This is a genomic window from Jeotgalibaca arthritidis (genome assembly GCF_011100465.1).
GTDB lineage: Bacteria > Bacillota > Bacilli > Lactobacillales > Aerococcaceae > Jeotgalibaca > Jeotgalibaca arthritidis.
On sequence record NZ_CP049740.1, the window covers coordinates 961,567 to 985,522 of the forward strand.

Annotated in this window: 22 protein-coding genes, 1 pseudogene and 1 other annotated feature; of the genes and pseudogenes, 3 read left to right on the plus strand and 20 right to left on the minus strand. The window is 38.4% G+C overall.

The genetic code is table 11. The annotated features are described in order from the left end of the window. The first annotated feature begins 183 nt into the window (after positions 1-183). Both G7057_RS04825 and G7057_RS04830 read left to right on the plus strand, forming a co-directional pair. Positions 184-516 (plus strand): PadR family transcriptional regulator, encoded by a 333-nt coding sequence (locus G7057_RS04825; RefSeq protein WP_166161750.1) that lies wholly within the window; start codon positions 184-186, stop codon positions 514-516. Next, on the plus strand, positions 509-1,333 hold the full coding sequence (locus tag G7057_RS04830) for a DUF1129 domain-containing protein (RefSeq protein WP_227004661.1): 825 nt from the start codon (positions 509-511) through the stop codon (positions 1,331-1,333). Before G7057_RS04825 ends, G7057_RS04830 begins: the two co-directional genes overlap by 8 nt. Before the next feature lie 311 nt (positions 1,334-1,644). Here the strand turns inward: G7057_RS04830 and G7057_RS04835 are convergent, their stop codons facing one another. The 10 genes and pseudogenes from G7057_RS04835 to G7057_RS04880 all read right to left on the minus strand — a co-directional run bounded on the left by G7057_RS04835 (position 1,645) and on the right by G7057_RS04880 (position 11,039). Further along, complete coding sequence (locus G7057_RS04835) at positions 1,645-3,549, minus strand: heavy metal translocating P-type ATPase (RefSeq protein WP_166161754.1); 1,905 nt, start codon at positions 3,547-3,549, stop codon at positions 1,645-1,647. Between the two features lie 319 nt (positions 3,550-3,868). Further along, positions 3,869-4,102 carry a heavy-metal-associated domain-containing protein gene (locus tag G7057_RS04840; RefSeq protein WP_003125439.1) on the minus strand — a complete coding sequence of 78 codons (234 nt, stop codon included), beginning with the start codon at positions 4,100-4,102 and terminating at the stop codon, positions 3,869-3,871. Positions 4,103-4,247: 145 nt separating this feature from the next. Beyond that, positions 4,248-5,102, minus strand: coding sequence for a prolipoprotein diacylglyceryl transferase (gene lgt / locus G7057_RS04845; protein WP_166161756.1), 855 nt, complete (start codon positions 5,100-5,102; stop codon positions 4,248-4,250). Continuing rightward, entirely contained in the window at positions 5,087-5,425 is a 339-nt protein-coding gene (locus tag G7057_RS04850) for a hypothetical protein (RefSeq protein ID WP_166161758.1), read from the minus strand. The genes lgt and G7057_RS04850 overlap by 16 nt, the downstream gene beginning before the upstream one ends. A 227-nt stretch (positions 5,426-5,652) precedes the next feature. After that, on the minus strand, positions 5,653-6,360 hold the full coding sequence (locus G7057_RS04855; protein ID WP_193566103.1) for a Crp/Fnr family transcriptional regulator: 708 nt from the start codon (positions 6,358-6,360) through the stop codon (positions 5,653-5,655). Positions 6,361-6,543: 183 nt separating this feature from the next. Continuing rightward, positions 6,544-7,116 (minus strand): Dps family protein, encoded by a 573-nt coding sequence (locus tag G7057_RS04860; protein ID WP_076768361.1) that lies wholly within the window; start codon positions 7,114-7,116, stop codon positions 6,544-6,546. A 285-nt stretch (positions 7,117-7,401) separates the two neighbouring features. Further along, positions 7,402-8,733, minus strand: a complete 1,332-nt coding sequence (locus G7057_RS04865; RefSeq protein ID WP_166161762.1) for an MATE family efflux transporter — start codon at positions 8,731-8,733, stop codon at positions 7,402-7,404. 15 nt (positions 8,734-8,748) lie between these two features. Beyond that, positions 8,749-9,030: a metal-sensitive transcriptional regulator gene (locus G7057_RS04870; protein WP_166161764.1), complete on the minus strand. Its 282-nt coding sequence runs from the start codon at positions 9,028-9,030 to the stop codon at positions 8,749-8,751. A 327-nt stretch (positions 9,031-9,357) separates the two neighbouring features. Beyond that, positions 9,358-9,949: pseudogene (locus tag G7057_RS04875) on the minus strand (IS30 family transposase); the annotation flags it as partial. A 199-nt stretch (positions 9,950-10,148) separates the two neighbouring features. Further along, a complete protein-coding gene (locus G7057_RS04880; protein WP_227004663.1) occupies positions 10,149-11,039 on the minus strand; it encodes a DUF368 domain-containing protein in 891 nt (296 codons plus the stop codon). A 200-nt stretch (positions 11,040-11,239) separates the two neighbouring features. Here G7057_RS04880 and G7057_RS04885 point away from each other — a divergent pair, with 200 nt between their 5' ends. Continuing rightward, positions 11,240-11,947 carry a prepilin peptidase gene (locus G7057_RS04885; protein WP_227004691.1) on the plus strand — a complete coding sequence of 236 codons (708 nt, stop codon included), beginning with the start codon at positions 11,240-11,242 and terminating at the stop codon, positions 11,945-11,947. Positions 11,948-12,000: 53 nt separating this feature from the next. Here G7057_RS04885 and rpoC read toward each other — a convergent pair whose 3' ends face one another. The 10 genes from rpoC to rpmG all read right to left on the minus strand — a co-directional run bounded on the left by rpoC (position 12,001) and on the right by rpmG (position 23,912). After that, positions 12,001-15,657: a DNA-directed RNA polymerase subunit beta' gene (rpoC, locus tag G7057_RS04890; RefSeq protein WP_166161767.1), complete on the minus strand. Its 3,657-nt coding sequence runs from the start codon at positions 15,655-15,657 to the stop codon at positions 12,001-12,003. A gap of 126 nt (positions 15,658-15,783) precedes the next feature. After that, on the minus strand, positions 15,784-19,350 hold the full coding sequence (gene rpoB, locus G7057_RS04895) for a DNA-directed RNA polymerase subunit beta (RefSeq protein WP_193566104.1): 3,567 nt from the start codon (positions 19,348-19,350) through the stop codon (positions 15,784-15,786). A gap of 264 nt (positions 19,351-19,614) precedes the next feature. After that, positions 19,615-20,220: a class I SAM-dependent methyltransferase gene (locus tag G7057_RS04900; RefSeq protein ID WP_166161769.1), complete on the minus strand. Its 606-nt coding sequence runs from the start codon at positions 20,218-20,220 to the stop codon at positions 19,615-19,617. Positions 20,221-20,334: 114 nt separating this feature from the next. Further along, entirely contained in the window at positions 20,335-20,703 is a 369-nt protein-coding gene (rplL, locus tag G7057_RS04905) for a 50S ribosomal protein L7/L12 (protein ID WP_076768018.1), read from the minus strand. A gap of 80 nt (positions 20,704-20,783) precedes the next feature. After that, positions 20,784-21,284, minus strand: coding sequence for a 50S ribosomal protein L10 (rplJ, locus tag G7057_RS04910; RefSeq protein WP_076768016.1), 501 nt, complete (start codon positions 21,282-21,284; stop codon positions 20,784-20,786). Between the two features lie 36 nt (positions 21,285-21,320). Continuing rightward, positions 21,321-21,445, minus strand: a sequence feature (ribosomal protein L10 leader region). A 48-nt stretch (positions 21,446-21,493) separates the two neighbouring features. Further along, positions 21,494-22,186 carry a 50S ribosomal protein L1 gene (gene rplA / locus G7057_RS04915; protein ID WP_166161771.1) on the minus strand — a complete coding sequence of 231 codons (693 nt, stop codon included), beginning with the start codon at positions 22,184-22,186 and terminating at the stop codon, positions 21,494-21,496. A gap of 101 nt (positions 22,187-22,287) precedes the next feature. Beyond that, entirely contained in the window at positions 22,288-22,713 is a 426-nt protein-coding gene (gene rplK, locus G7057_RS04920; RefSeq protein ID WP_156892225.1) for a 50S ribosomal protein L11, read from the minus strand. A gap of 152 nt (positions 22,714-22,865) precedes the next feature. Then, positions 22,866-23,414 carry a transcription termination/antitermination protein NusG gene (gene nusG, locus G7057_RS04925; protein WP_166161773.1) on the minus strand — a complete coding sequence of 183 codons (549 nt, stop codon included), beginning with the start codon at positions 23,412-23,414 and terminating at the stop codon, positions 22,866-22,868. A gap of 147 nt (positions 23,415-23,561) precedes the next feature. Beyond that, a complete protein-coding gene (gene secE / locus G7057_RS04930) occupies positions 23,562-23,732 on the minus strand; it encodes a preprotein translocase subunit SecE (protein ID WP_227004664.1) in 171 nt (56 codons plus the stop codon). A 27-nt stretch (positions 23,733-23,759) separates the two neighbouring features. Further along, complete coding sequence (gene rpmG / locus G7057_RS04935) at positions 23,760-23,912, minus strand: 50S ribosomal protein L33 (protein ID WP_076768006.1); 153 nt, start codon at positions 23,910-23,912, stop codon at positions 23,760-23,762. Positions 23,913-23,956 lie beyond the last annotated feature (44 nt).

Here is a 23,956-nt window from a genome sequence, read left to right on the forward strand (position 1 = left end):
CATGATTTTATCCAATTTCATGTATTAAAAGCAACCTATTAATTCAAAGTAATGGGTTGTTTCTTTGTCATCTTATATCAAAATAAAATTAAAAAATATAGAAAATAACTATTATGCTTTACAAGCTAGATTCTATTTGGTATAACTAACTTGTAAAACATTCTAGATGATGGGAGGGATGGCATGGATAATAAAATAAACTCTCAAATGTTGAAAGGAATTTTATCAGGTAGCATTTTACTTTTACTTTATCAAGAAGAATTATACGGTTATAAACTGAGCGAAAAACTTACTAAGTTTGGCTTTACTGATATTCCTAAAGGGACAATCTATCCTCTTTTGCTCTCACTGGAAAAAAAAGAATTAATAAAAGGGACCTTGCGTGATTCTGATACAGGTCCAAAAAGAAAATATTATTCTCTTACCGAAAAAGGGCTAATAGAAAAAAATGAATTTACAGTGCAATGGAATAAGTTGAAAGAAAGTGTTGATAATCTGGTAGAAGGAAGTGAATGAATTGAAAGAAAAAGAATTGATTGAGACAAATGCTGTCTTACAAGAATCGTTGACAAAAGAAAACGAAAAATACTATGGAAACTTACTTATTTATATTAGAATAATGGCTTTTTTCAGAGATGTGAAAAAAAGCGAAGAATTATTATTAGAAGTTTTAAGGGATATTTTAGATGCTCAAGAACAAGGTCTTTCCGCAGAAGAATATTTTGGAGAAAATCCAAAAAAAGTCGCTGACGACATTATTAAACAGCTGCCTATTAATCTTTTAGATACTGTAAAAATAATTCTAATTGCTTTAGCAAGCTATAGTATTTTTAGTATTTTACCTAAAATTATTTTTCCAGATGAAGACCTAGATATTGGAAGTCTATTAATAAGCGGATTCTACTGGACTGTTATGGTTATCTTTGCTCTATGGCTTTTAGGGATTAGCTTATATCGATTTAAAGACAAATTATCTAAACTAGTTTTACTTTTATTAGTTGGATTAGGCGTCTCAGTTGGCTTTTATATAAGTTTTGTAGTATCTACATCATTCAAAGTAAATCTTAGTGGAAATTTAGGCATAGTTACCATCATTCTTATATCTGGAATAGTCCTCTATCTGTTTTATAAAGAAAAGGATAAAAAATTATGGGCACCTTTTCTTCCGTTTATAGTTACTTATGGTATTTTGGGAATTCTTACTAGAATAGACATTTTTTCAGAATTATTAAGTTCAAAAGAAGGTAAAATAGGTGTAGGTGTTATTTTAGGAATCTTACTTCTCCTTCAATACGTATTCATTTACTTAACTAGCAAACAATTAAACAAATAATTTTTCTGATAACTTTAAAATAACTGTAATGTAATAATTTTTAAGAAAAGATAAAAAAAGAACCTTGATAAATCAAGGTTCTTTTTACACTATTCTATGTAATTTCATGTGTTACAACTTAATAGGAATTTAAATTTTATTATTAAATTTTTTAATCATTTACACGAAAATTAATTTTATAAAGAGCATACTCTATACTCTTATTTTTTTCAAGAACTCAAAAAAGCGGAAAATCCCAGATTTAAAAATCTGAGTTTCCGCTTTTGTCATTTCAAGGATGGACTATTGTCTCAGCCTCTTCTAATTTATTCTTAAGATATTTTTACTTTCTCTGCAGGTGCTGATACTTCTTTTTGTTCTTTTCGACCTTTCAACTTATACTTCATTAATCTCATGCCGTTGAAAATTACCACCAAGATACTACCTTCATGAACCAACATTCCGATAGACATATTCATCCATTCGCTAAAGAAGACGCTGGTCAACAAGATCAACACTACTCCAATTGCAATCACGATATTTTGTTTCATATTATTTGCGGTGGCTTTTACTAATCCTAATGCGTGAGGCAAGTTGCTGAAGTTCGAGTTCATTAAAACGACATCGGATGTTTCAATCGCTACGTCCGTTCCGCTTCCCATTGCGATGCCAATGTCTGCTAAAGCTAAGGACGGACTATCGTTAACGCCATCTCCAACAAAGGCTACAATTTGACCACGTTGTTGAAGTTTTCCGATATAAGCCGATTTGTCTTCCGGCAACATGTGGCCGTGAGCTTCGGTCAAACCAAGTTCGCCGGCGACCACATCAACGGTTCCTTGGTTATCTCCTGAAAGAACGACTAGATTTTTCACGCCCAAGTCTTTTAATTCCTGCAAATTAGCTTTCACACCCGGACGGACTTGATCGCGAATGCCCATCAGTACTTTTAATTCACCGTCGACCGCTGTCAAAACGAGAGAGTTCCCTTGTTGTTCAAACCGTTTGACATCTTTTTGCACTTTTTTGCTGAGAGTGACATTTTCTTTTTCCATCAAGGCCACATTCCCAACAGCCACTCTATGTCCAGCTACACTTGAAACGATTCCACCGCCTTTCACGACTTCAGTTCCTTCAACAGGATAAAAGTTTGTTTCTCCAATTTGATTTAAGACCGCTTTTGCTAATGGATGATCTGATTCCCGTTCCACACTGGCCAGATAGCCAAGCGTTTCAGCAGAATCTTTTTCATACAGTTCAGTCGCTGCAACGGTTGGGTTTCCGACAGTTAAAGTACCTGTCTTATCAAATACAATTGTATCCACATTGCTGAAGTCTTGAATGACTTCGCTCCCTTTTAAAAGAACACCGTTACGAGCACCATTCCCAATACCGGCAACGTTTGAGACAGGCACTCCGATAACTAATGCGCCTGGGCAACCTAGAACCAAGATGGTGATTGCTAACTCAATATTTTGACTGAACGCCCATACAACAATTGCCAGAACCAAGACAGCTGGTGTGTAGTATTTAGAAAAGCGATCAATGAACCGTTCCGCTTCGGATTTAGAATCTTGTGCTTCTTCCACGAGTTCAATAATTTTTCCAAATGTGGTGTCCTCACCAACTCGGTCAGCTCTGATTTGAATCGTTCCGTTTTCTAAAATGGTTCCTGCAAAAACTTCTGCATCAGCTAGCTTGTTGACCGGAACAGCTTCCCCTGTAATGCTAGCTTCATTGATATGCCCTTCACCCGTAAGGACTGTGCCATCCACTGGAATTTTCGCACCCGTTTTAACGAGCAAGATATCCCCTTCATCTACATCATCCACTTCTACTTCTTCAAATTCGCCATTATCCATTTGTTTCAAGGCGCTTTCGGGTGCCATTTCAGTCAATTCTTTGATAGCAGATCGCGTTTGGTTCAATGTTCGTTGTTCCAAGTAGTGTCCGAATAAGAATAAGAATGTGACAATAGCCGATTCTTCATAATTTTGAATAAAAAGCGCACCAATCGCTGCAATACTGACTAAGACATCAATACTGATGACTTTGACTTTTATTGCTTGAAACGCTTGAATGGCAATTGGCGTAATCCCAAAGACAGAGGCGATGATCAAAGACCACTCTGAAAGTCCTACGTTTTCTAAAACAAAGTGACTGAAGAAACCGAGTGCGATTAACAATCCACTGATGACGGTGATAACATTTTTCTTGCTTAATATATATTGTTGCATGCTTTTTCCCTCCAAATTTAATTTCTCTTTTATTGATAAACACAGTATAAGATAATTGCCTAAGTAATTAATTGACTGACATCAAGTTTTGAAAAAATACGTGTCCCTTTTCACTATTTTTTTGATCTAACAGCCTCAATGACACTTATTCCTCTTTACAGTTATAACGATACCCTCTTTTTATCGAATAAAAATTTACGACTATCAAGTTTAGAACGTTCTCTTTTATCGTTTCTAAGTACCTCGAATCGGATTGCAACAAAAAAGCAATCCCAGAAAAATAGCTTTTCTTCCAGAATTGCCTAGTTCATTTAATCTGTTAAGCGGCCTTGACTTTTGCTTTAAGGACCGGATAGCCTACGTTTTCGATAGCTTTTTGAATCTCTTCAATCGAAGTGACAGCTGAATCAAAATTGGTTTTGACTTTGCTGGAGTTGAATAATACTTTAATGCTGTCTTTATCAATACCGTTAACTGATTTCAAGGCACCTTCAATTTTTTGCATACAACTTGGACAAGACAACGTTTCTAATTGCAATATAGCTTTTTCCATAATTCCTATCTCCTTTATGTGTTTTTATTTTATCGGCAGCAGATTAATGAACACTGCCTTTTCCTCTTTACAACTGTAGTATAGCTCACTTTTAGCAAACGAAAATTGACGCATATCAAGTTTTGCACTCTTTTTATCTTTTTGCTCAATTCACCATCTTAATAGTCTTTTTCTGCCCCTTATTGCCATCAGAATAATAAGAAATTGGTGGATAGTCTTGTCTGCGTATAAACCATACTACAATCGCGCCAATAAACAGGGCCAGGGACAAGGCTTGCGAAACGCGGATCCACTCGCCAATCCATAAACTGTCCGTTCGCATACCTTCAATGAAGAACCGACCCACTGAGTACCACAAAACGTAACTCAAAGCGACTTCTCCTTGACGCAAAAGCTGTTTTCGGTTCCGTATAGTGACGATGAGGATAAAGCCCAACAAACTCCACAATGACTCGTATAAAAAAGTCGGATGGTAGTAGGTACCATTGATATTCATTTGTTCAATGATAAATTCAGGTAAATAAAGATTTTCCAAGAATTGACGAGTAACCGGTCCACCATGAGCTTCCTGATTCATAAAATTGCCCCAACGACCAATGGACTGGGCTAACAATACATTGGGCGCTAAAATATCAAGAACGAGTGCCAAAGAAGTACCTTTTTTCTTTGCATACCAATATAGCGTACCCCTTCCTGCAATCAATCCCCCATAAATCGCAATGCCGCCATTCCAAATCGCAAGGATTTGTCCTGGATTTTGCAGATAATAACCAAGTTCAAATAACACATAATAAAGCCGAGCGCCGAGGAGTCCAATCGGAATTGCCCATAAGGCCATATCGATAATGGTATCCTCTTCCAGTCCTTTTTTCTTTGCTTCCTTGGTGCTCAACTGGAGAGCCGCTAATATGCCCACTGCAATAATGACTCCATACCAATGAATCACAACAGAACCAATCTCCACCGAATGGGGATTCAAAACGCCTAATACGAATTCCATTCTATTTGCTCCATTTCTTCAATTTTTCGCGTCATTCTAGTCAGGGTGATGCTGAACAAGATTCCGGCTAAGCTCCATGGAAACCAAACAGTGAATACACTTTTATCTCCCTGGTCACTCGATTCGTAATACGCCACTTTTCCGTGTCCGATTACGCCGGCTCCTTTTACAACTTCCTCTTCTTTTTCCATAGCTAACCTATCTGCCTCAACAACGTTAGACGTTTTTGCTTCGCCGCCAATCGTGTTCTTGGTGAAAGGGATGACAAAGAATGCACCCGCTGCTGACAACGTGATGGCAACGATTACCCAAAAATAATGCACATTCACCCCTACTTATTTTTACGTTTTGTTCGACAACCCTATCTTAAAGAAAAATAAAACAAAAAAATTGAGGGTTATCATGTTTGTGCTTTTATTTTTCCAATGAATGAAGGTCGTTCTGTCTTAAAAAAACCAAAAACGGACAGATGGAAGCAAAAGCATTGAGTTCTGTCCCCTTGTTAATGAAGAGCGACAGAACACCAACGTGTAGAAAAAAGTGTGTCCGATTATACGCTGTAAAGCAATAAATCATCTAAATCCTGAATCTTGATCCTTTTCCCAGACAGCTGTTGAATCAATCCCTCGTCCTCCAATTCTCCAAATTTGCGACTGATGGTCTCAGGTGTCGTTCCTAAATAGGAAGCAATGTCCTTTTTTGCCATCGGCAGGGTGATGGTGGGAGAGTTGCCCATTTCAGGTTCCACATTTTCTGCCAAAAACAAAACTAAACGGGTAATGACGCTCTCCACGGCTACTTGTGCGGTTTGACGTTCGGAGCTTTCTAACCGCTGCGATATCTCTCCTAGCAGCTTTAACGAAATTGCAGGATACTCTTTTAGAAACTCTTGTACATCATGTTGTTGAATCATGCAGACAGACGTATCTCGAGTAGCTTCTGCGTATTCCTCGTGCACAGCATCAGGATTGAACAACGTCCATTCTCCCGTAAAGTCACCCGGATTCAAAATACGAACTAGTTGCTCTTTGCCAGAATCAGACAAGCGATAGATGCGGACTTTTCCGCGATTCACAATATACAGGGCATCATCTTTTTCTTGCGAGCGAAACAGAAACTCCCCTTTTTGATAGTGATTCGTGTGAGCTTTTCCAGCGATGCGATCCATCGAGCTTTCCTCCAAATGATTGAATATCGGGACTAAGCGGATACAAGCTGAGTGGTTTCCTGCTGCATGTGGTTGGGTATATTGAGTCAATTCGTTCTTCCCCTTTATCAGTTTATTGTCCTTTTTTAACTTTCCTATATTTAGTATAAAGGCCCCCTACCTCAAAAAAATTGACGCTCATCAAGAAAAGTCTTTATAACGGCAAAAAAATAGGAGCTGGAAAGAGTCCCAACCCCAAAATCTTTAATTTTTAAATGTATGTTTATGAAAAACCTAATCTTCATCCTCATCAAACGCATCGTCGTCTTCCAATGCCTCTTTGCCAATGAACGCTTGCAGCATCCAAATGTTTTTATCTAAGTCATTTTTAAAAGCAATCAGTGTATCTTCTAAAGCATCGTCACCCTCATCTTGTACTAAACGAATAGCACGAATCGTTAATTCACGGGTACTTCTGAAATCGTCGATAATATTTTCAACCATGTCTTCTGCTTTAGCGTATTTATTGATGGCATCTTCTGAAAGCATGGAATATTTTTCAAATTCAGCGGTGGTTGAAGCCGGTTTATGACCGGAAATAATCAAGCGTTCTGCTAGTTTGTCGAACCATTCTTCGTTTTGATTATACAATTCTTCAAATTTTTCATGCAGGGTGAAGAAATTAGCGCCCTTTACATACCAGTGATATTGGTGCAATTTCACATGTAAAGTATGCATGTTCCCTAAAAGATGATCCGAAATGGCCGCTGCATTAATTTTTGTATGATGGACATGTTCCTTGTGTTCTTGTTCTTCTTGAAATCTTTCTTGGGGTGTTCTTTCTTGAGAAGCTTTATTTTCAGTCATGGTCTATTCCTCCTATAATTTTGGTTTGTTTAAAATAGCTTCCTTTGATTCCTCCTTTTCCTTTACTGAATTTAGTATAGGATAGATTTCCGTTAAAAAAATTGACGCTCATCAAGAAAAGAATTTTTTTATTTATTTTTAGTAGATCGATTAATAGGAGTTTTAGCTTATGGAATACCTATATTATTATTAGTTTTGACTGGTTGTTATTTTTATGACGGTTTGTCAAATTAATCTCTTATTTTGCAATACATGATTCTATTCAATTTCATGTATTAATTTGGTTTATAAATTTTGATATTTATTATTTAAGGTCTTAATATTATTTTTGAATCTATAGACTAAAAATAGAGAACGTAAAGATAAGTCTATAGCGATTGACAACCACACACCGGCTATACCTAGATTAAATATTTTTGATAATACAATGACTCCAACCACTCGAATAACCCACATGCCAAATGCCGTGCTGTACAAAGGTGATTTGGTATCCCCCATACCTTGCAATGAACCAGTGGTAATCAAACTGATAGCTAAAACAGGCTGTGCGAATGAATCGATTCTAAGAGCTGTTACTATCTGATTAATTGCTTCTGTATCATCGGTAAATAGTGTAGCGAATAATGGTGAACCGAAAAATAAAATGACGCCTAAAAAGGACATAAATATCACTCCGTATTTAGCAGATGAATAAGCGTAATGGTTAGCTTTCGGTAAGTCCTTTGCCCCAATACTATTTCCAACCAAAGTAGCTGCTGCTGTAGCTAACCCATATGCAGGCATATAAGTGAAGCTCTCAATATTTCCAGCTATTGAATGAGCAGCAAAAGTTTTTGCGCCAATACTTATAATTAAACCAAAATAAAGAACTTGACCTAAGCGCATAACTAGGCGTTCTAGAGTAGCTGGAATAGTAAGCTTAATTAATGACTGATAATTCGATTTTTTAAATATAGTTAAGAAATCTATAGGACTGCTAGATTTTTGAACCCTATTTAACAACAAAATTGTACCCATTAATCGTGAAATCGCAGTACCAATTGCTGTTCCAACCACACCTAATGCTGGAATGGGACCTAAACCGAAAATGAGAATATAGTCTAATATTATATTTCCTATATTTACGACAGCTGTTACCTTCATGGGTGTTTTTGTATCTCCAGTTGCTCTCAAGATGCTGCCTAATACAGTCATGAGGGAGATAAAGACTGAACTTCCGCCGACAATATAAAAGAATTGTTTTGAATACGTTAAAACTTCAGATGAAGCACCCATAGTCGCTAACAAAGGTTCTCCAAGAAAAAGAGAGCCAAGAGAGAAAACAAGGCCTACACCAGTCGCTAAAACAACCGATTGGTTGGTGACTTTTTGGGATTCTTTTTCTTTATTTGCTCCTAGATATTGAGCAATTAAAGCAGATGAACCCACCCCTAAGGCAATAAAAACAGCTAAATAGACATTTAGTATAGTGTTGGCAACTCCAACAGCGGTTACGGCCAGTAATCCAATTCTAGAAATCATCAGAGTATCGATAAAACCAACGAGTGTCTGTAAAATGTTTTCAATCGTGGCTGGAATTGCTAAAGAAAGGACTTTATTTTCTTTTAATTTTTTCATGAATGATTAACCTTCCTAAATCATCTTACTGTATTGTTTAACAGCACGACGTAAACTCTCTAGTTCTTTTTCAGTTTGACCGCTCGCAATAGCGTCCCTAAAGGTATGGTCGGCATGAGCTTCCAATAAAATCTGACTAATCTTTTGTAATGCAGATCGTGAAGAGTTCAACTGAACAATCACCTCGTCATAAGGCCGCTCGTCAATAATCATGTTTTTTATCCCGCCAATTTGACCTTCAATACGATTCAGGCGTTTAATTATACTCACTTTGCTGTGATCTGGATGATGTGTCATAAAATGCCTCCTATAGTTCTAATAGGGTATGCCCCTATACCCTATTAGAACTATAGGATTGGGTAATAAAAAAGTCAACCGTTAATCAGTAATGTCATTGATCAGTCAAATAAATCTATTGCAGTATTAAACCCTGCTTTCTATCGGGTTACACTTTTCATATAAATGGCGATTATTGCGAAATTATGCTCATCAGACATAGCCAAAGACATAATCGCTCAACGTTGTATTTTTCTTCTCCTTTTTATCATAAACGGTGGGTAAAGATACATAGATAATGAGATATCCTTTAAAACTAAAAAGAGACACTTTTCTTTTGATAGATTGTCAAATTAAGTGCAACAGTTCTTCACTAAATGCCTCGTGTGGTGTTTTCCAGTCTAAGCATTTTCGTGGGCGATTAATGATTAATGCCACTGCCTCCTGGAGTTGGTTTTGAGATACAAAATCAAAGTTTGTCCGTTTAGGGAAAAATTCCCTCAACAGTCCGTTGCTGTTTTCGTTGCTGCCTCTCTGCCAAGCGGAATAGGCATCGCAAAAATAAACAGGGATCTTCAAGTCAGATTCGATTGTGGCATAACAGCTGAATTCCTTTCCCCAGTCGGTTGTGAATGTTTGGAACGCTATTTTGGGGAGAACGTGATAGAGTTTGCGAATAGCCGCGTCCATGGACGCGGCAGAGCGATTGGGCATTTTAATACCGATGTACAAACGCGTTTTCCGCTCGACAAACGTAGCGACACAGCCTTTGGCTTGACCACGTCCCGACATTAAAGCGCCCACGTGTTTCCTTTGGGTTCTGTCTTTTTCCTTTCTGTCGCAAGGCAGTCAAAGGAAGGTCAATCATCTCGGCATACAGCCAACGCTAAATGGTTTTAAAACTCAGTTTCCCCTTGAACAACCGGCCTATAATTTGTTCGTTCGGCTATGGTAAAATGAGTGTAATTCATGACGATCCCTCCGTTCGAATGTTAGTGTGGTAACTTCATTCTACACGAGGGCGTCATGGGTTTCTTTTATTTTCCCCTAAGTGTTGCACTTAATATTACAATTCATCATTTTTTTAAAAAATAAAAAAAACAGCCGACTTCTCGCATGAGGTCGGCTGTTTAGCAGTATTAATCTCTTGAATATTTATCTTCTATTTTACTAAACCATAATGAAAAGACTGTTCCTAGTGCAAACATAATCACCGAGAATAAAATAGCAGTAGTCAATGTTAAACCAGATTCTGCTAAACCAGCTGTTGTCAATGATGGAAAAACGGTTGTTGGGAAAATAGCAATTGATGATCCGACAACCATTCCTAAAATAAAATGATACATTTTAGAATAGTAACGGCCAAATAACCAGTTCACCAACTTAGCAAATAATAGCACACAGCCAATTAGTCCAATTGCTAATGGAATCGTAACTGAAAAATCAAAAGCAGAGATACCCGCCGCCATTTTATCGTAGAGGCCAAAATAAATTAAGAAGTTACTTGGACTCATACCCGGAACAATCATACCTAAACCGACCATAGCTCCAGAGAAAATCCATGCCAAGAAACTTGGCTGTATTTGGGTCAGTTTTGCACTACCCATCATCATAATTAATAAAATAAAGATAGCAGACACAATAAGGGTTAACCAATCGCCACCATTTCGGCCTTCTTTACCAGCCGTTCTAAATAACGATGGAAATGTTCCTGCTACAAATCCAATAAATAAACAGGTAAATTGAGCAGCGTATTGTCCAAATGCCTTTTCAACAAATACAGAGAAGACAACAACTCCTAAAACGCCTCCGATACCAATTGGAATAAAGTAACGGACGTTAGCCATAAAGTTCTTTTTAATATTTCCTAAGAATTTCAATAATGGGTCATAGATATTAAAAATAACAGCTAGTACGCCTCCTGATAGTCCGGGTAAAATAGCTCCGATTCCTACAGCGACTCCCTTTAACATTCGAATCAACCATCTTGTTGGGTTATCTTTTTCTAAAATAATTTGATTTTCTTCCACTCAATCTCACCTTCACTCTTTTATTCTTATCTTCTGTAGTATAGCCTATTGCGTCTTATTTTGTACGTTTAAGCTAACTCTTTTTATTATAGCCTTTTTTTCCATGATGAAAAGATAAGTTTCCTTTTAAAATAAACGCTTTTTCTCTTTTTTAGCGGATTATATAGATGAAAGGGTGTGACAAGATGCGTTTAATGTTGATGATTTATTATTTTTTTATTGGAAGTTGCTTTGCTTCCTTTTACTGTGTAATAGCTGACCGATTACCGAGAAAAGAATCCCTCATGGCTCAGCAGTCGTTTTGTTCTAGCTGTAAGCATCCATTAGCTTTCTTTGACTTAATTCCTGTGCTTTCATTTCTAAGTTTGAGAGGACGCTGCCGTTATTGTCAGAAGAGGATTAAAAGTAATCTCTTACTATTTGAAGTGATAGGGGGCAGCATCTTCATAATAACTGCGTCTCATTATCAGGGTTTTACATTTGTTTTTTATAGTTGCTTCTATAGTATTCTTTTTTTAGTAGCCGTGATTGATTATTATTACTTCTATATACCTGACTGCTTACAACTACTTCTTTTTATCTTTACTTTCTTCTATCACTTTGCCAACGATAGCCTCAATCAGCTACCGATTTGGTTTGGTATTGTTATGATGTTAATCGTAGGGATTTCAGCTAGTTGGTTTGTTCCAAATGGATTAGGTGGCGGTGATATGAAACTAATGGCTATCTTTGGTTTTTACTTTGGGTTTTATGCGTCTTCAGCTACGCTTTGCTTAGCGTCACTGATGGGGATTGTTTATCTCTTTATTTTATCGCGCTATAAATCCACTCTTTTTCAGCCGCTTATTCCCTTTGGACCGTTTCTAGCATTAAGTTTTTTTATGATTAATGAGTACTTTTATTTATAAGCTACACAAAAAGGCAGGAGGAAATTAAAATTCCCTACTGCCTTTTTTACTCATTATTCTTCAGTTAAATCTGTTGAACCGATTAAAGAATCTTCTGCATTTGCTGAATCAGCAATGCTGTAAACACTAGATGTACCAATATTAACAGCTTGTGGATCCATCTTGCGGTAACGAGCCATACCCGTACCTGCAGGGATTGTCTTACCGATAATAACATTTTCTTTCAGACCTAATAAGTCATCTGTCTTACCACGTAATGCAGCATCAGTAAGAACACGTGTCGTTTCCTGGAATGATGCAGCAGAAAGGAAGCTGTTTGTTTCCAAGGAAGCTTTAGTGATCCCTAATAATACTGGACGAGCTGTTGCTGGAACTTCTCCTGCACGAATGCTAGCAGCATTTCGGTCAGTAAAGTCAGCAATATCCATCAATGTACCTGGCAAGATTTCTGTTGAACCTGGGTCCATGATACGTACTTTACGTAACATTTGGCGAACCATTACTTCAATATGCTTGTCTCCGATTTCTACCCCTTGCATACGGTATACTTTCTGAACTTCGCGTAGTAAGTATGTTTCAACCGATAACACATCACGAACACGTAACAATTCTTTTGGATCGATTGAACCTTCTGTTAATGGCGCACCACGGTGAACGAAATCACCTTCTTCTACTTTCATACGTGCTGTATAAGGCACGGAATAAGTACGTGTATCTGTTACACCTTTAACCGTTACTTCTTTCGAACGTTCTGCAGCATTCTCGTCAATTGAGATTACTTCTCCCGTTACTTCCGTAACAACTGCTTGTCCTTTCGGATTACGTGCTTCGAAAATTTCTTGGATACGAGGTAAACCTTGAGTAATATCATCTCCGGCAACCCCACCCGTATGGAATGTACGCATGGTCAACTGAGTACCTGGTTCACCGATTGATTGAGCGGCAATTGTACCAACTGCTTCCCCAACTTCAACTTCGTTACCAGTTGCTAAGTTCATACCGTAACAGAACTTACATACACCATGACGTGTGTTACATGTAAAGACTGAACGAATCGTTACTTTTTCAATACCTGCATCAATGATTTCTCTTGCTTTATCTTCTGTAATTAGCTCGTTATGTGCAACTAAAACAGCACCTGTTTCAGGGTGAATAATTGATTTTTGAGCGTAACGTCCGATTAGGCGTTCTTCTAGTGATTCGATGATTTCATTTCCTTCACGGATAGCCATGATATCCAAACCACCATCAGTTCCACAATCATCATCACGAACGATAACATCTTGTGCAACGTCTACTAGACGACGTGTTAAGTAACCTGAATCGGCAGTTTTCAGAGCCGTATCGGTCATACCTTTACGGGCACCGTGAGTAGAAGAGAACATTTCTAAGACTGTTAGTCCTTCACGGAAGTTAGAAATAACCGGTAACTCCATGATTTTACCAGATGGTGATGCCATCAAACCACGCATACCAGCAAGCTGTGTAAAGTTGGAGATGTTACCACGGGCACCTGAGTCACTCATCATGAAGATTGGGTTTTCTTGACCTAGAGATTTCATCAGTTCAATTTGGATCAAGTCTTTTGCTTGATTCCAAGTGTTAATAACACTGTTGTAACGCTCATCATCAGAGATCAAACCACGACGGAACTGTCTTGTCGTTGCTTCAACTTGTTTATGAGCTTTTTCGATAATTTCTTTTTTAGATTCCAATACAAGAATGTCAGCCATACCTACTGTAATACCTGAACGAGTAGAGACGCTGTAACCCAAGTCTTTCATCTTATCAAGCATGCGTGATGTTTCAGTAACATGGAATTTTTTGAAGACAGCAGCAATGATATTACCAATGTTTTTCTTCTTAAATGGTCCTACAATTTCTTGTGCTTCAATAAATTCTTTCACGTTTGTACTTGCATCGATAAAGTACTTATCTGGTGTTGCTTCTTCTAAGTTTTCTTGAGTTGGTTCGTTTAAATATGGGAACTCATCAGGCATAATAGCGTTGAACATAACTTTACCAACAGTTGTTACAAGAAGGGCATCTTTTTGGTGATCCTTCCATGGTTTAGCTGGTAATGATTTTGTATACAAGGCAATACGCGTATGCCAGTGTACATAACCATTTTGGTATGCCATTTCTACTTCATTTGGATTAGAGAAAATCATACCTTCTCCAACCGCACCTTTTTCTTCCATTGTTAAGTAGTAGTTACCTAGAACCATATCCTGAGATGGTGTAACAACTGGTTTACCATCTTTAGGGTTCAAGATATTTTGTGCTGCAAGCATCAATAGACGTGCTTCTGCTTGTGCTTCTTCACTTAACGGAACGTGAACGGCCATTTGGTCACCGTCAAAGTCGGCATTGTAAGCCTCACATACTAACGGGTGAAGACGAATCGCTTTACCTTCAACTAAAACAGGTTCAAAGGCTTGGATACCTAGTCTGTGTAGTGTCGGTGCGCGGTTCAATAGAACCGGATGTTCACGGATAACTTCTTCTAAAACGTCCCACACATCATCGTCCATACGTTCGATTTTGCGTTTCGCATTTTTAATATTTCCTGCTAATTCACGTTGAACTAATTCTTTCATCAAGAAAGGTTTAAATAGTTCTAGTGCCATTTCTTTTGGAAGTCCACATTGGTACATCTTCAAGAATGGTCCTACAACGATAACCGAACGACCAGAATAGTCTACACGTTTACCAAGTAAGTTTTGACGGAAACGACCTTGTTTCCCTTTCAACATATGTGATAGAGATTTCAATGGACGGTTTCCTGGTCCTACAACTGGACGACCACGACGACCGTTGTCAATCAAAGCATCAACTGCTTCTTGTAACATACGTTTTTCGTTTTGAACAATAATATTTGGTGCATTTAAGTCTAACAAACGTTTCAAACGGTTGTTACGGTTAATGACACGGCGGTATAAATCGTTCAAGTCACTTGTTGCAAAACGGCCACCCTCTAATTGAACCATTGGGCGCAAGTCTGGTGGGATAACTGGAACAACGTCCATAACCATCCACTCAGGTTTGTTGCCAGATACGCGGAATGCATCCAAGATGTCTAAACGACGGATAGCACGCGTACGCTTTTGGCCTGTTGCTGTTTTTAGTTGTTCTTTTAATTCTTCACATTCTGCTTCAAGGTCAACGCGTTGAAGTAATTGTTTAATTGCTTCTGCACCCATTGCAGCATGGAAGCTATTTCCATATTGTGCACGTTTTTCGCGATATTCACGTTCAGTTAACAATTGTTTTGCTTCTAATGTTGCGTCACCTGGTTCGATAACCACATAGCTTGCAAAATAAATGATTTCTTCTAGCGCACGCGGACTCATATCTAATACAAGACCCATACGACTTGGAATACCTTTGAAGTACCATACGTGTGTAACTGGTGCTGCTAATTCGATATGCGCCATACGTTCACGACGAACTTTAGAGCGCGTTACTTCTACACCACAGCGGTCACAAACGATACCTTTATAACGGATACCGTTATATTTTCCACATGAACATTTCCAATCTTTTTGTGGTCCAAAGATTCTTTCACAGAACAGACCCTCTTTTTCAGGCTTCAATGTTCTATAGTTAATTGTCTCTGGTTTTTTAACTTCCCCGTAAGACCAGCTACGGATTTTATCAGGTGAAGCCAAAGAGATTTGCATTTGTTCGAAATTATTTACATCTATCAAGGGGCTTCCCTCCCTTTTCTGCTGAGCTGCCCAATATGCTCATCCTACTTTAACAGCCAATCTGAACGTTTTAGAAACAAAAAGCAGATAGGAACAAGGAACAGACAGTTCCTTGTTCGGCTATGTTTACTCTCTTGTTTCTCCTGCCTCAGTTTCTGCATCTTCTTTTTTAACTTCAGTTTGTTTGTTTAAACGTTCGAAATTCACAACGTCATCTTCTTCGTCCATATCGCGTAATTCGATTTCTTCTCTATTTTCGTCTAATACTTTCATATCTAGACCTAGAGCTTGCAATTCTTTTACTAATACGCGGAATGATTCTGGAACACCAGGTTTTGGAATTGATTCACCTTTAACAATCGCTTCGTAAGTTTTCACACGTCCGACAACGTCATCTGACTTGTAAGTCAAGATTTCTTGTAGTGTATAAGCAGCACCGTAAGCTTCCAGTGCCCAAACTTCCATCTCTCCGAAACGTTGTCCACCAAATTGAGCTTTACCTCCAAGTGGTTGTTGTGTAACAAGAGAGTATGGTCCTGTTGAACGAGCATGTAACTTGTCGTCTACCATGTGGGATAGTTTCAAGTAGTACATAACCCCAACAGAAACGCGGTTGTCAAATGGCTCACCAGTACGACCATCATAAAGGACAGTCTTAGCATCTTTCGCCATACCAGCTTCTGCTACTGTTCCCCAAACATCTTCTTCACTTGCCCCATCAAATACTGGTGTTGCAATATGAATACCAAGTTGGCGAGCAGCCATACCTAAGTGTAATTCCAATACTTGTCCAATGTTCATACGAGAAGGAACCCCTAGTGGATTCAACATGATATCAACTGGTGTACCATCTGGTAAGTATGGCATGTCTTCTTCCGGCATAATACGGGATACAACCCCTTTATTACCGTGACGTCCCGCCATCTTATCCCCTTCGCTAATTTTACGTTTTTGAACAATGTAAACACGAACGAGTAAGTTAACACCAGGTGATAATTCATCGCCTGCTTCACGTGTAAAGACTTTAACGTCATGAACGATTCCGCCGCCACCGTGTGGTACGCGTAGTGATGTATCACGAACTTCACGTGCTTTTTCACCGAAAATAGCATGAAGAAGACGTTCTTCAGCAGATAATTCAGTTACTCCCTTAGGTGTTACTTTACCAACAAGAATATCGCCATCGCGAACTTCAGCACCGATACGGATAATTCCGCGCTCGTCTAAATCTTTCAAAGCGTCTTCTCCGACGTTTGGAATCTCACGAGTGATTTCTTCAGGTCCAAGTTTTGTATCACGAGCTTCTGATTCATATTCTTCAATATGAACAGATGTATAAACATCATCTTTAACAAGACGTTCATTCATGATAACCGCATCTTCATAGTTGTAACCTTCCCAAGTCATGAAGGCTACTAAGATGTTTTGTCCAAGTGCCATCTCACCTTGTTCCATAGATGGACCATCAGCAAGAATGTCACCTTTTTCTACTTCTTCGCCTAAGCTAATGATTGGGCGTTGGTTGTAACATGTTCCAGAGTTTGAACGTTGGAACTTAATCACATTGTATTTATCAAGTGCGCCGTCTGGACGACGTACGCGGATTTCGTTAGCATCAACATACTCAACAACACCATCGTTGTTACACAATAAGGCTGCACCAGAGTCATGCGCTGCTTTGTATTCCATACCAGTACCGATAAGCGGAGCTTTAGGATTGATCAACGGAACAGCTTGACGCTGCATGTTGGCACCCATCAATGCACGGTTGGAGTCATCGTTTTCCAAGAACGGAATACATGCTGTCGCTACCGCAACTACTTGTTTTGGTGAAACGTCCATGTAGTCAACACGTTCAATCGGCACTTCCAAGTTATCATGGATGTAACGTGCCATAACAATGTCGTTAACGAAGCTACCATCTTCATTTAATATTGAGTTTGCTTGGGCAACAACAAAATTATCTTCTTCATCAGCTGTTAGATAGTCGATGGTATCTGTTACTTTATGTGTATTCCAGTCAACACGACGATATGGTGTTTCAATAAAGCCGTAGTCATTAATTTTTGCATATGAAGACAAACTGTTAATCAAACCGATGTTAGGTCCCTCAGGTGTTTCAATCGGACACATACGGCCGTAGTGAGAGTAGTGAACGTCACGAACTTCATAGCCGGCACGGTCACGCGTCAAACCACCAGGTCCAAGTGCAGATAGACGGCGTTTGTGCGTCAACTCACCTAATGGGTTTGTTTGGTCCATGAACTGTGACAACTGAGAAGATCCGAAGAACTCTTTAATAGAAGCCACTACTGGACGAATGTTAATTAATTGTTGTGGTGTAATCGTTGAAACATCTTGAATAGACATTCTCTCACGTACTACACGTTCCATACGAGATAAACCGATACGGAATTGGTTTTGCAGTAATTCACCTACTGAACGAATACGACGGTTACCTAAGTGGTCGATGTCGTCAATGTTTCCTAATCCTTCATATAAGTTGAAGAAGTAGTTGATAGATGCAAAAATGTCAGCTGTTGTTAAATGTTTAACTTCTGCGTCAATTTCGCCGTTACCAATCACATTGATAATTTTTTCAGGGTCTGCTTTTGAAAATACTTTAACAACTTGGATGTGAACTGGTTCTGTTACAACACCATCTTCAGATGGGTGTAAAACAACTTCGTTCAAACCATTATCAAGATGGCTACTTAATCTATCCATTACTTCACGGTTTAATTCTGTACCTGATTCAGCAAGAATTTCGCCTGTTTCTGGATCAACTAATGTTTCAGCCAAGATTTGGTTGTAAAGTCTTGTTTTAATGTTTAGTTTTTTATTTAGTTTGTAACGTCCAACAGGAGCTAAATCATATCTTCTTGGGTCGAAGAAACGCGCATATAGTAAGTTACGAGAACTGTCTGCTGTCTTTGGCTCACCTGGGCGAAGACGCTCGTAGATATCTTTCAAGCCTTCTTCTGTTCTTGAGTCAGAAGATACTTTATGAACATCTTTTTCGATTGTCAGCTTCAAGCTGTCATTGTTTCCAAAAATTTCTAAAATTTGGTCATCTGATCCAAACCCTAACGCACGAATTAAAACAGATAGGGGGATTTTACGCGTACGGTCAATACGTACATAAGAAATATCCTTTGCATCTGTTTCAAATTCCATCCATGCACCACGGTTTGGAATCATTGTATTTCCGAATGTTTCCTTACCATTTTTATCAATCTTATTGTGGTAGTAAACACCTGGTGAACGTACTAATTGCGATACAATAACACGTTCTGCACCATTGATGATGAATGTTCCCATTTCTGTCATCAATGGGAAGTCTCCGAAGAAAACTTCTTGGTCTTTAATTTCGCCCGTTTCTTTATTGATTAAACGAAGCTTAACATAGATAGGAGCTGAGTAGTTTGCATCGTGTTGACGAGCCTCTGCTACTGTGTATTTTGGCGTATGAAGTTCATAATCCAAAAAATCTAAGGCTAAGTTACCTGTATGATCTTCAATTGGAGAAATATCGCTAAACATTTCTCTTAGTCCTTTTTCCAAGAACCATTTGTAAGAATCTGTTTGAAGTTCAATCAGGTTTGGAAGTTCTAAAACTTCACTGATACGTGAGTAACTTCTGCGGGTACGATGTTTCCCGTAATTAACATTGTGTCCTAACAACTTCTTCACCCCTCATAAAATTTGACTAGAGATACTGAAACTAACTTATTACAATTGCGTTACAAGTGTGACAATTAGCTAACAATCGACTGCAACGACCTGATTTTTGACAAAAAAAAACCAAAAGATCGATGCAATTTCCATAAAAATTACTCTGTCTTTTGTTTTTTGCCGTTTAGAACCGCGGTTGGACAATATTTCAACCTGATTCCCATATATCTTATGTGTCTACAGTACTTAACAGTTTAACAAAGCAGCTTGAATTTGTCAATACTATTTTAGGCTTTGAAGAATCCAATAACCTTTATCTTTGGCAATCACTTCAACGTTGCCAAAAACCTCTTCCATCAGCTTTTGTGCGCTTGGCGCCCCTTGCTTTTTCTGGATAACAGCAGTTAGACTTCCATTGTCTTCTAAGTAGTCATAGGCTTCACTTAATATTTGGTGAACGACTTGTTTACCGGCACGAATAGGTGGGTTTGTCACTATGGCAGCAAACCGATTCTTGCCCTCAACGCTAGCATAAGCAGAAGATTCATAAACTTTGATGTTGGTAATATGATTTGCTGCTGCATTACGTCTAGCCAAAGCCATTGCACGTTCATTCACATCAACCATTTCAACCATACGATCGGGATAGGCATAAGCCAAAGATAGCCCCATCGGACCATACCCACAACCAACATCTAAAATTGGCCCTGTCGTTTCTTCTGGAAGCTTGAATGTATCAATCAACAATCGTGATCCAAAATCAACTGTCCCTTTTGAAAATACACCTGCATCCGTAATAAAGCGGAAGTCTTTTCCTTTTAGTGGAAAGGTCCAAGTTGTTTCATCGCTTTTTACATTAGGATTCTTTGTATAGTAATGATCTGACATAGCGATCACTCCTCATCATAGACTCTATTTAACTACATCCTATCTTATTTTTAGGTTTTAGTCCAAAAAGAAAGGCCGGAACATAATGTTCCAGCCCTTAAGCACTTTAACAGACTATTTAACTGTTACAGATGCTCCAACTTCTTCTAATTGAGCTTTCAATGCTTCAGCGTCTTCTTTAGAAAGACCTTCTTTGATTAGTCCTGGTGCTCCATCAACTAATGCTTTAGCTTCTTTCAGACCTAGACCAGTTGCTTCACGAACAACTTTGATTACTTTAATTTTTGAATCTCCAGCAGAAGTTAATTCTACGTCAAATTCAGATTTTTCTTCAGCTGCCGCTTCTCCAGCGCCACCAGCTGCCGCTACAGGAGCTGCTGCAGTTACACCAAATTCTTCTTCGATAGCTTTTACTAAGTCGTTCAATTCAAGAACTGTTGCTTCTTTAACGTCAGCAATAATTTGTTCAATATTCAATGCCATTTTAAATTCCTCCGTTTGTTTTGTTTTTTGGATTTTTTTGTTAGACAACCCAACTAAGTGAGTGTCTGTTTGATCGGTTGTTATGCAGCTTCGTTATCTTTTTCAGATACAGCTTTAACAGCCAATGCAAAGTTGCGAATAGGTGCTTGCAATACTGAAAGTAACATAGATAGCATACCTTCGCGGTTTGGTAGTTTAGCAAGAGCTTCAATTTCTTCTTTAGAAGAAACTTTACCTTCGATAACGCCACCTTTAATTTCTAGCTTAGTTGCTGTTTTAGCAAACTCAGCCATAATTTTCGCAGGTGCTACAACGTCTTCTGTACTAAATGCTACAGCAGTTGGTCCTTTGAAAATATCTTCCATTCCTTCTAGACCTGCAGCTTGTGCAGCGCGAGAAATGATTGAGTTTTTCAATACTTGCATTTCAACGCCAGCTTCACGTAATTGTTTTCTTAGTTCTGTCACCTCAGCAACAGTAAGACCTAAGTAGTCAACTACGACAACTGAAGCAGATCCTTGCAATTTAGCAGTAGCTTCTTCAACTAGTAGTTGTTTTTTAGCAATAGCAGCTTCACTCATCTTATCGTTCACCTCCTGAGATTTTGATAGAATTTTTTGAATAAACAAAAAACTCTATGCCACCTAGACATAGAGGATCCGTTGTTATGAACTGGATTCTTCCTCGGCAGGTTATTAAGACTTGCGTCCCCTGCTGTCTACGGTAAGACATATAATTAACCTAGATGATTGTAACAGAGACAATCATCTAGGTCAAGTTATATTTAAAATTATTTAACTGATGTTGCGTCTACTTTAACACCAGGGCCAAATGTAGATGTTACACTCACGTTTTTGATGTATTGACCTTTTGCAGATGCTGGTTTAGCACGCAAAACAACATCGTGGATAGTTTTTAAGTTTTCGATTAATTTTTCGTTATCGAAAGAAACTTTTCCGATTGGAGCATGGATGTTACCTTGCTTGTCAGCACGGTATGTAACTTTACCAGCTTTGATTTCTTCAACAGCTTTTGTTACGTCCATTGTAACTGTTCCAGTTTTAGGGTTTGGCATCAAGCCTTTAGGTCCTAAGACGCGTCCTAGACGACCTACTTCACCCATCATGTCAGGTGTTGCAACAACAACGTCAAAGTCGAACCAGCCACCTTGAATCTTTTGAGACAAGTCTGCGTCGCCTACGTAGTCTGCTCCAGCTGCTTCAGCTTCTTTAGCTTTGTCACCTTTAGCAAATACTAAAACGCGTTGTGTTTTACCTGTACCATGTGGCAATACAACTGCCCCACGGATTTGTTGATCATTTTTACGAGTGTCGATTCCTAAACGGTATGCAACTTCAACTGTTGCATCGAATTTAGCAAAATCAATTTCTTTTACCAATGCGATTGCTTCTTCAATAGTATATTGTTTTGATGTTTCTACTTTCTCAAGAGCAGCACGGAATTGTTTACTTTTTTTAGCCATGATATTTCCTCCTTGATTGTGGTTTTAACGGATTTACCTCCCACTTGCAACCTGAATCCTTCTTAACGAAGTAACAAGCTGCATGAGAAGCTGCCTGATTATTAGTCTTGAACAGTAATACCCATTGAGCGAGCAGTACCTTCGACCATACGCATAGCAGCTTCTATATCTGCTGCATTTAAATCTTGCATTTTTGTTTCAGCAATTTCTTTTACTTGATCACGAGTTACAGAGCCAACTTTGTTTTTGTTTGGTTCTCCAGATGCTTTGTCCAATCCAGCAGCTTTTTTAAGTAAAACTGGAGCTGGAGGAGTTTTTGTAATGAAAGTGAATGAACGGTCTTCAAACACAGTGATTACAACTGGAATAATTAAACCTGCTTGTTCTTGAGTGCGAGCGTTGAATTCTTTACAGAATCCCATAATGTTAACGCCAGCTTGACCTAACGCAGGACCTACCGGTGGAGCAGGAGATGCTTTACCTGCAGGAATTTGCAACTTAACTAATTTCATAACTTTTTTAGCCACGATACATACCTCCTTGATTGTTCGTGATGTGGTTTAATGGGGTTAAGATTTCCCCTCCCACACTTACAATGCGCCTAAACGCACTGATAGATTATAACAGGTCATTTTCAGTAATGCAATAGCATTTATAAAAAAAGCGGAAAATCCGCTTTTTAAATCTTATCAACTTGATCGTAATCGAGTTCTGCGATTGTTTCACGACCGAACATTTCGATGAGAACTTTCAACTTACCTTTTTCTGCATCCACTTCTTCAACTGTACCTGACAAGTTATTGAAGGCTCCTTCAGTGATTGTCACGCTCTCGCCTTTTTCAAATGTCATATTGTGAATACGTGTACTCATACCCATACGTTTCAGAATCCATTCAATTTCATCTGGTAGTAATGGTGCTGGTTTACTTCCTGCTCCGTGAGAGCCAACAAAACCTGTTACACCTGGTGTATTACGAACCACGTACCAAGATTCATCTGACATAATCATTTCCACTAATACATAACCAGGGAATGTTTTATGGGTTTTTTTCTTTTCTTCGCCGTCTTTCATTTCAATTTCTTCCTCTTCAGGAACAACAACGCGGAAAATATAATCTTCCATATTCATGCTTTGTGCACGTGACTCAAGGTTCATTTTAACTTTGTTTTCGTAACCAGAGTAAGTATGTAGAACATACCAACTTTTTTCATTTTCGATTGTTTCCATCCTTTTTCACTTCTCTCCTATTATTTGTCTCAAGTTATTTACCGTATAATAAAAAACCTTTCTTCTAAGAAAGGTTTTCTTTATCGACCACATTATAGCAAAACAAGCATTATTTTACCATATGCACTCACTGATGGGCAGTAAAAATTAGTTTAAAAGTAATCCTAACAATTCACTAATCCCAAAATCAACTACTGCAAAAAATACAGCGAATAAAAGAACGGTCACAACAACTGTACTTGTGTATTGCGTTAATTCTTTTCCTGTTGGCCAAGTTACTAATTTCATTTCGTCCTTAACACTCTTTAGAAATTTCACCGTCTGTCCCACTCCTCTTATTAAAAATTACTTCGTTTCTTTGTGTAACGTGTGTTTACCACAATATCTACAGAACTTTTTAACTTCTAAACGTCTCGTGCGACTTTTTTCAGTAGGTGTAATGGTATAATTTCTCGAACCACATACAGTACAAGCTAGCGCAGTATTTCTTTGAACCATCGTCGCTCACCTCTCTTCAATTATTACTCTTTATTAAATCCGTT

Excerpts from the sequence above, each read along its gene's own strand:
- G7057_RS04825 (WP_166161750.1), top strand. The coding sequence starts at position 184 with ATGGATAATAAAATAAACTCTCAAATGTTGAAAGGAATTTTATCAGGT.
- G7057_RS04835 (WP_166161754.1), bottom strand. The coding sequence starts at position 3,549 with ATGCAACAATATATATTAAGCAAGAAAAATGTTATCACCGTCATCAGT.
- G7057_RS04840 (WP_003125439.1), bottom strand. The coding sequence starts at position 4,102 with ATGGAAAAAGCTATATTGCAATTAGAAACGTTGTCTTGTCCAAGTTGT.
- lgt (WP_166161756.1), bottom strand. The coding sequence starts at position 5,102 with ATGGAATTCGTATTAGGCGTTTTGAATCCCCATTCGGTGGAGATTGGT.
- G7057_RS04860 (WP_076768361.1), bottom strand. The coding sequence starts at position 7,116 with ATGACTGAAAATAAAGCTTCTCAAGAAAGAACACCCCAAGAAAGATTT.
- G7057_RS04865 (WP_166161762.1), bottom strand. The coding sequence starts at position 8,733 with ATGAAAAAATTAAAAGAAAATAAAGTCCTTTCTTTAGCAATTCCAGCC.
- G7057_RS04870 (WP_166161764.1), bottom strand. The coding sequence starts at position 9,030 with ATGACACATCATCCAGATCACAGCAAAGTGAGTATAATTAAACGCCTG.
- G7057_RS04885 (WP_227004691.1), top strand. The coding sequence starts at position 11,240 with ATGATTTATTATTTTTTTATTGGAAGTTGCTTTGCTTCCTTTTACTGT.
- G7057_RS04900 (WP_166161769.1), bottom strand. The coding sequence starts at position 20,220 with ATGTCAGATCATTACTATACAAAGAATCCTAATGTAAAAAGCGATGAA.
- rplL (WP_076768018.1), bottom strand. The coding sequence starts at position 20,703 with ATGGCATTGAATATTGAACAAATTATTGCTGACGTTAAAGAAGCAACA.
- rplJ (WP_076768016.1), bottom strand. The coding sequence starts at position 21,284 with ATGAGTGAAGCTGCTATTGCTAAAAAACAACTACTAGTTGAAGAAGCT.
- rplA (WP_166161771.1), bottom strand. The coding sequence starts at position 22,186 with ATGGCTAAAAAAAGTAAACAATTCCGTGCTGCTCTTGAGAAAGTAGAA.
- nusG (WP_166161773.1), bottom strand. The coding sequence starts at position 23,414 with ATGGAAACAATCGAAAATGAAAAAAGTTGGTATGTTCTACATACTTAC.
- rpmG (WP_076768006.1), bottom strand. The coding sequence starts at position 23,912 with ATGGTTCAAAGAAATACTGCGCTAGCTTGTACTGTATGTGGTTCGAGA.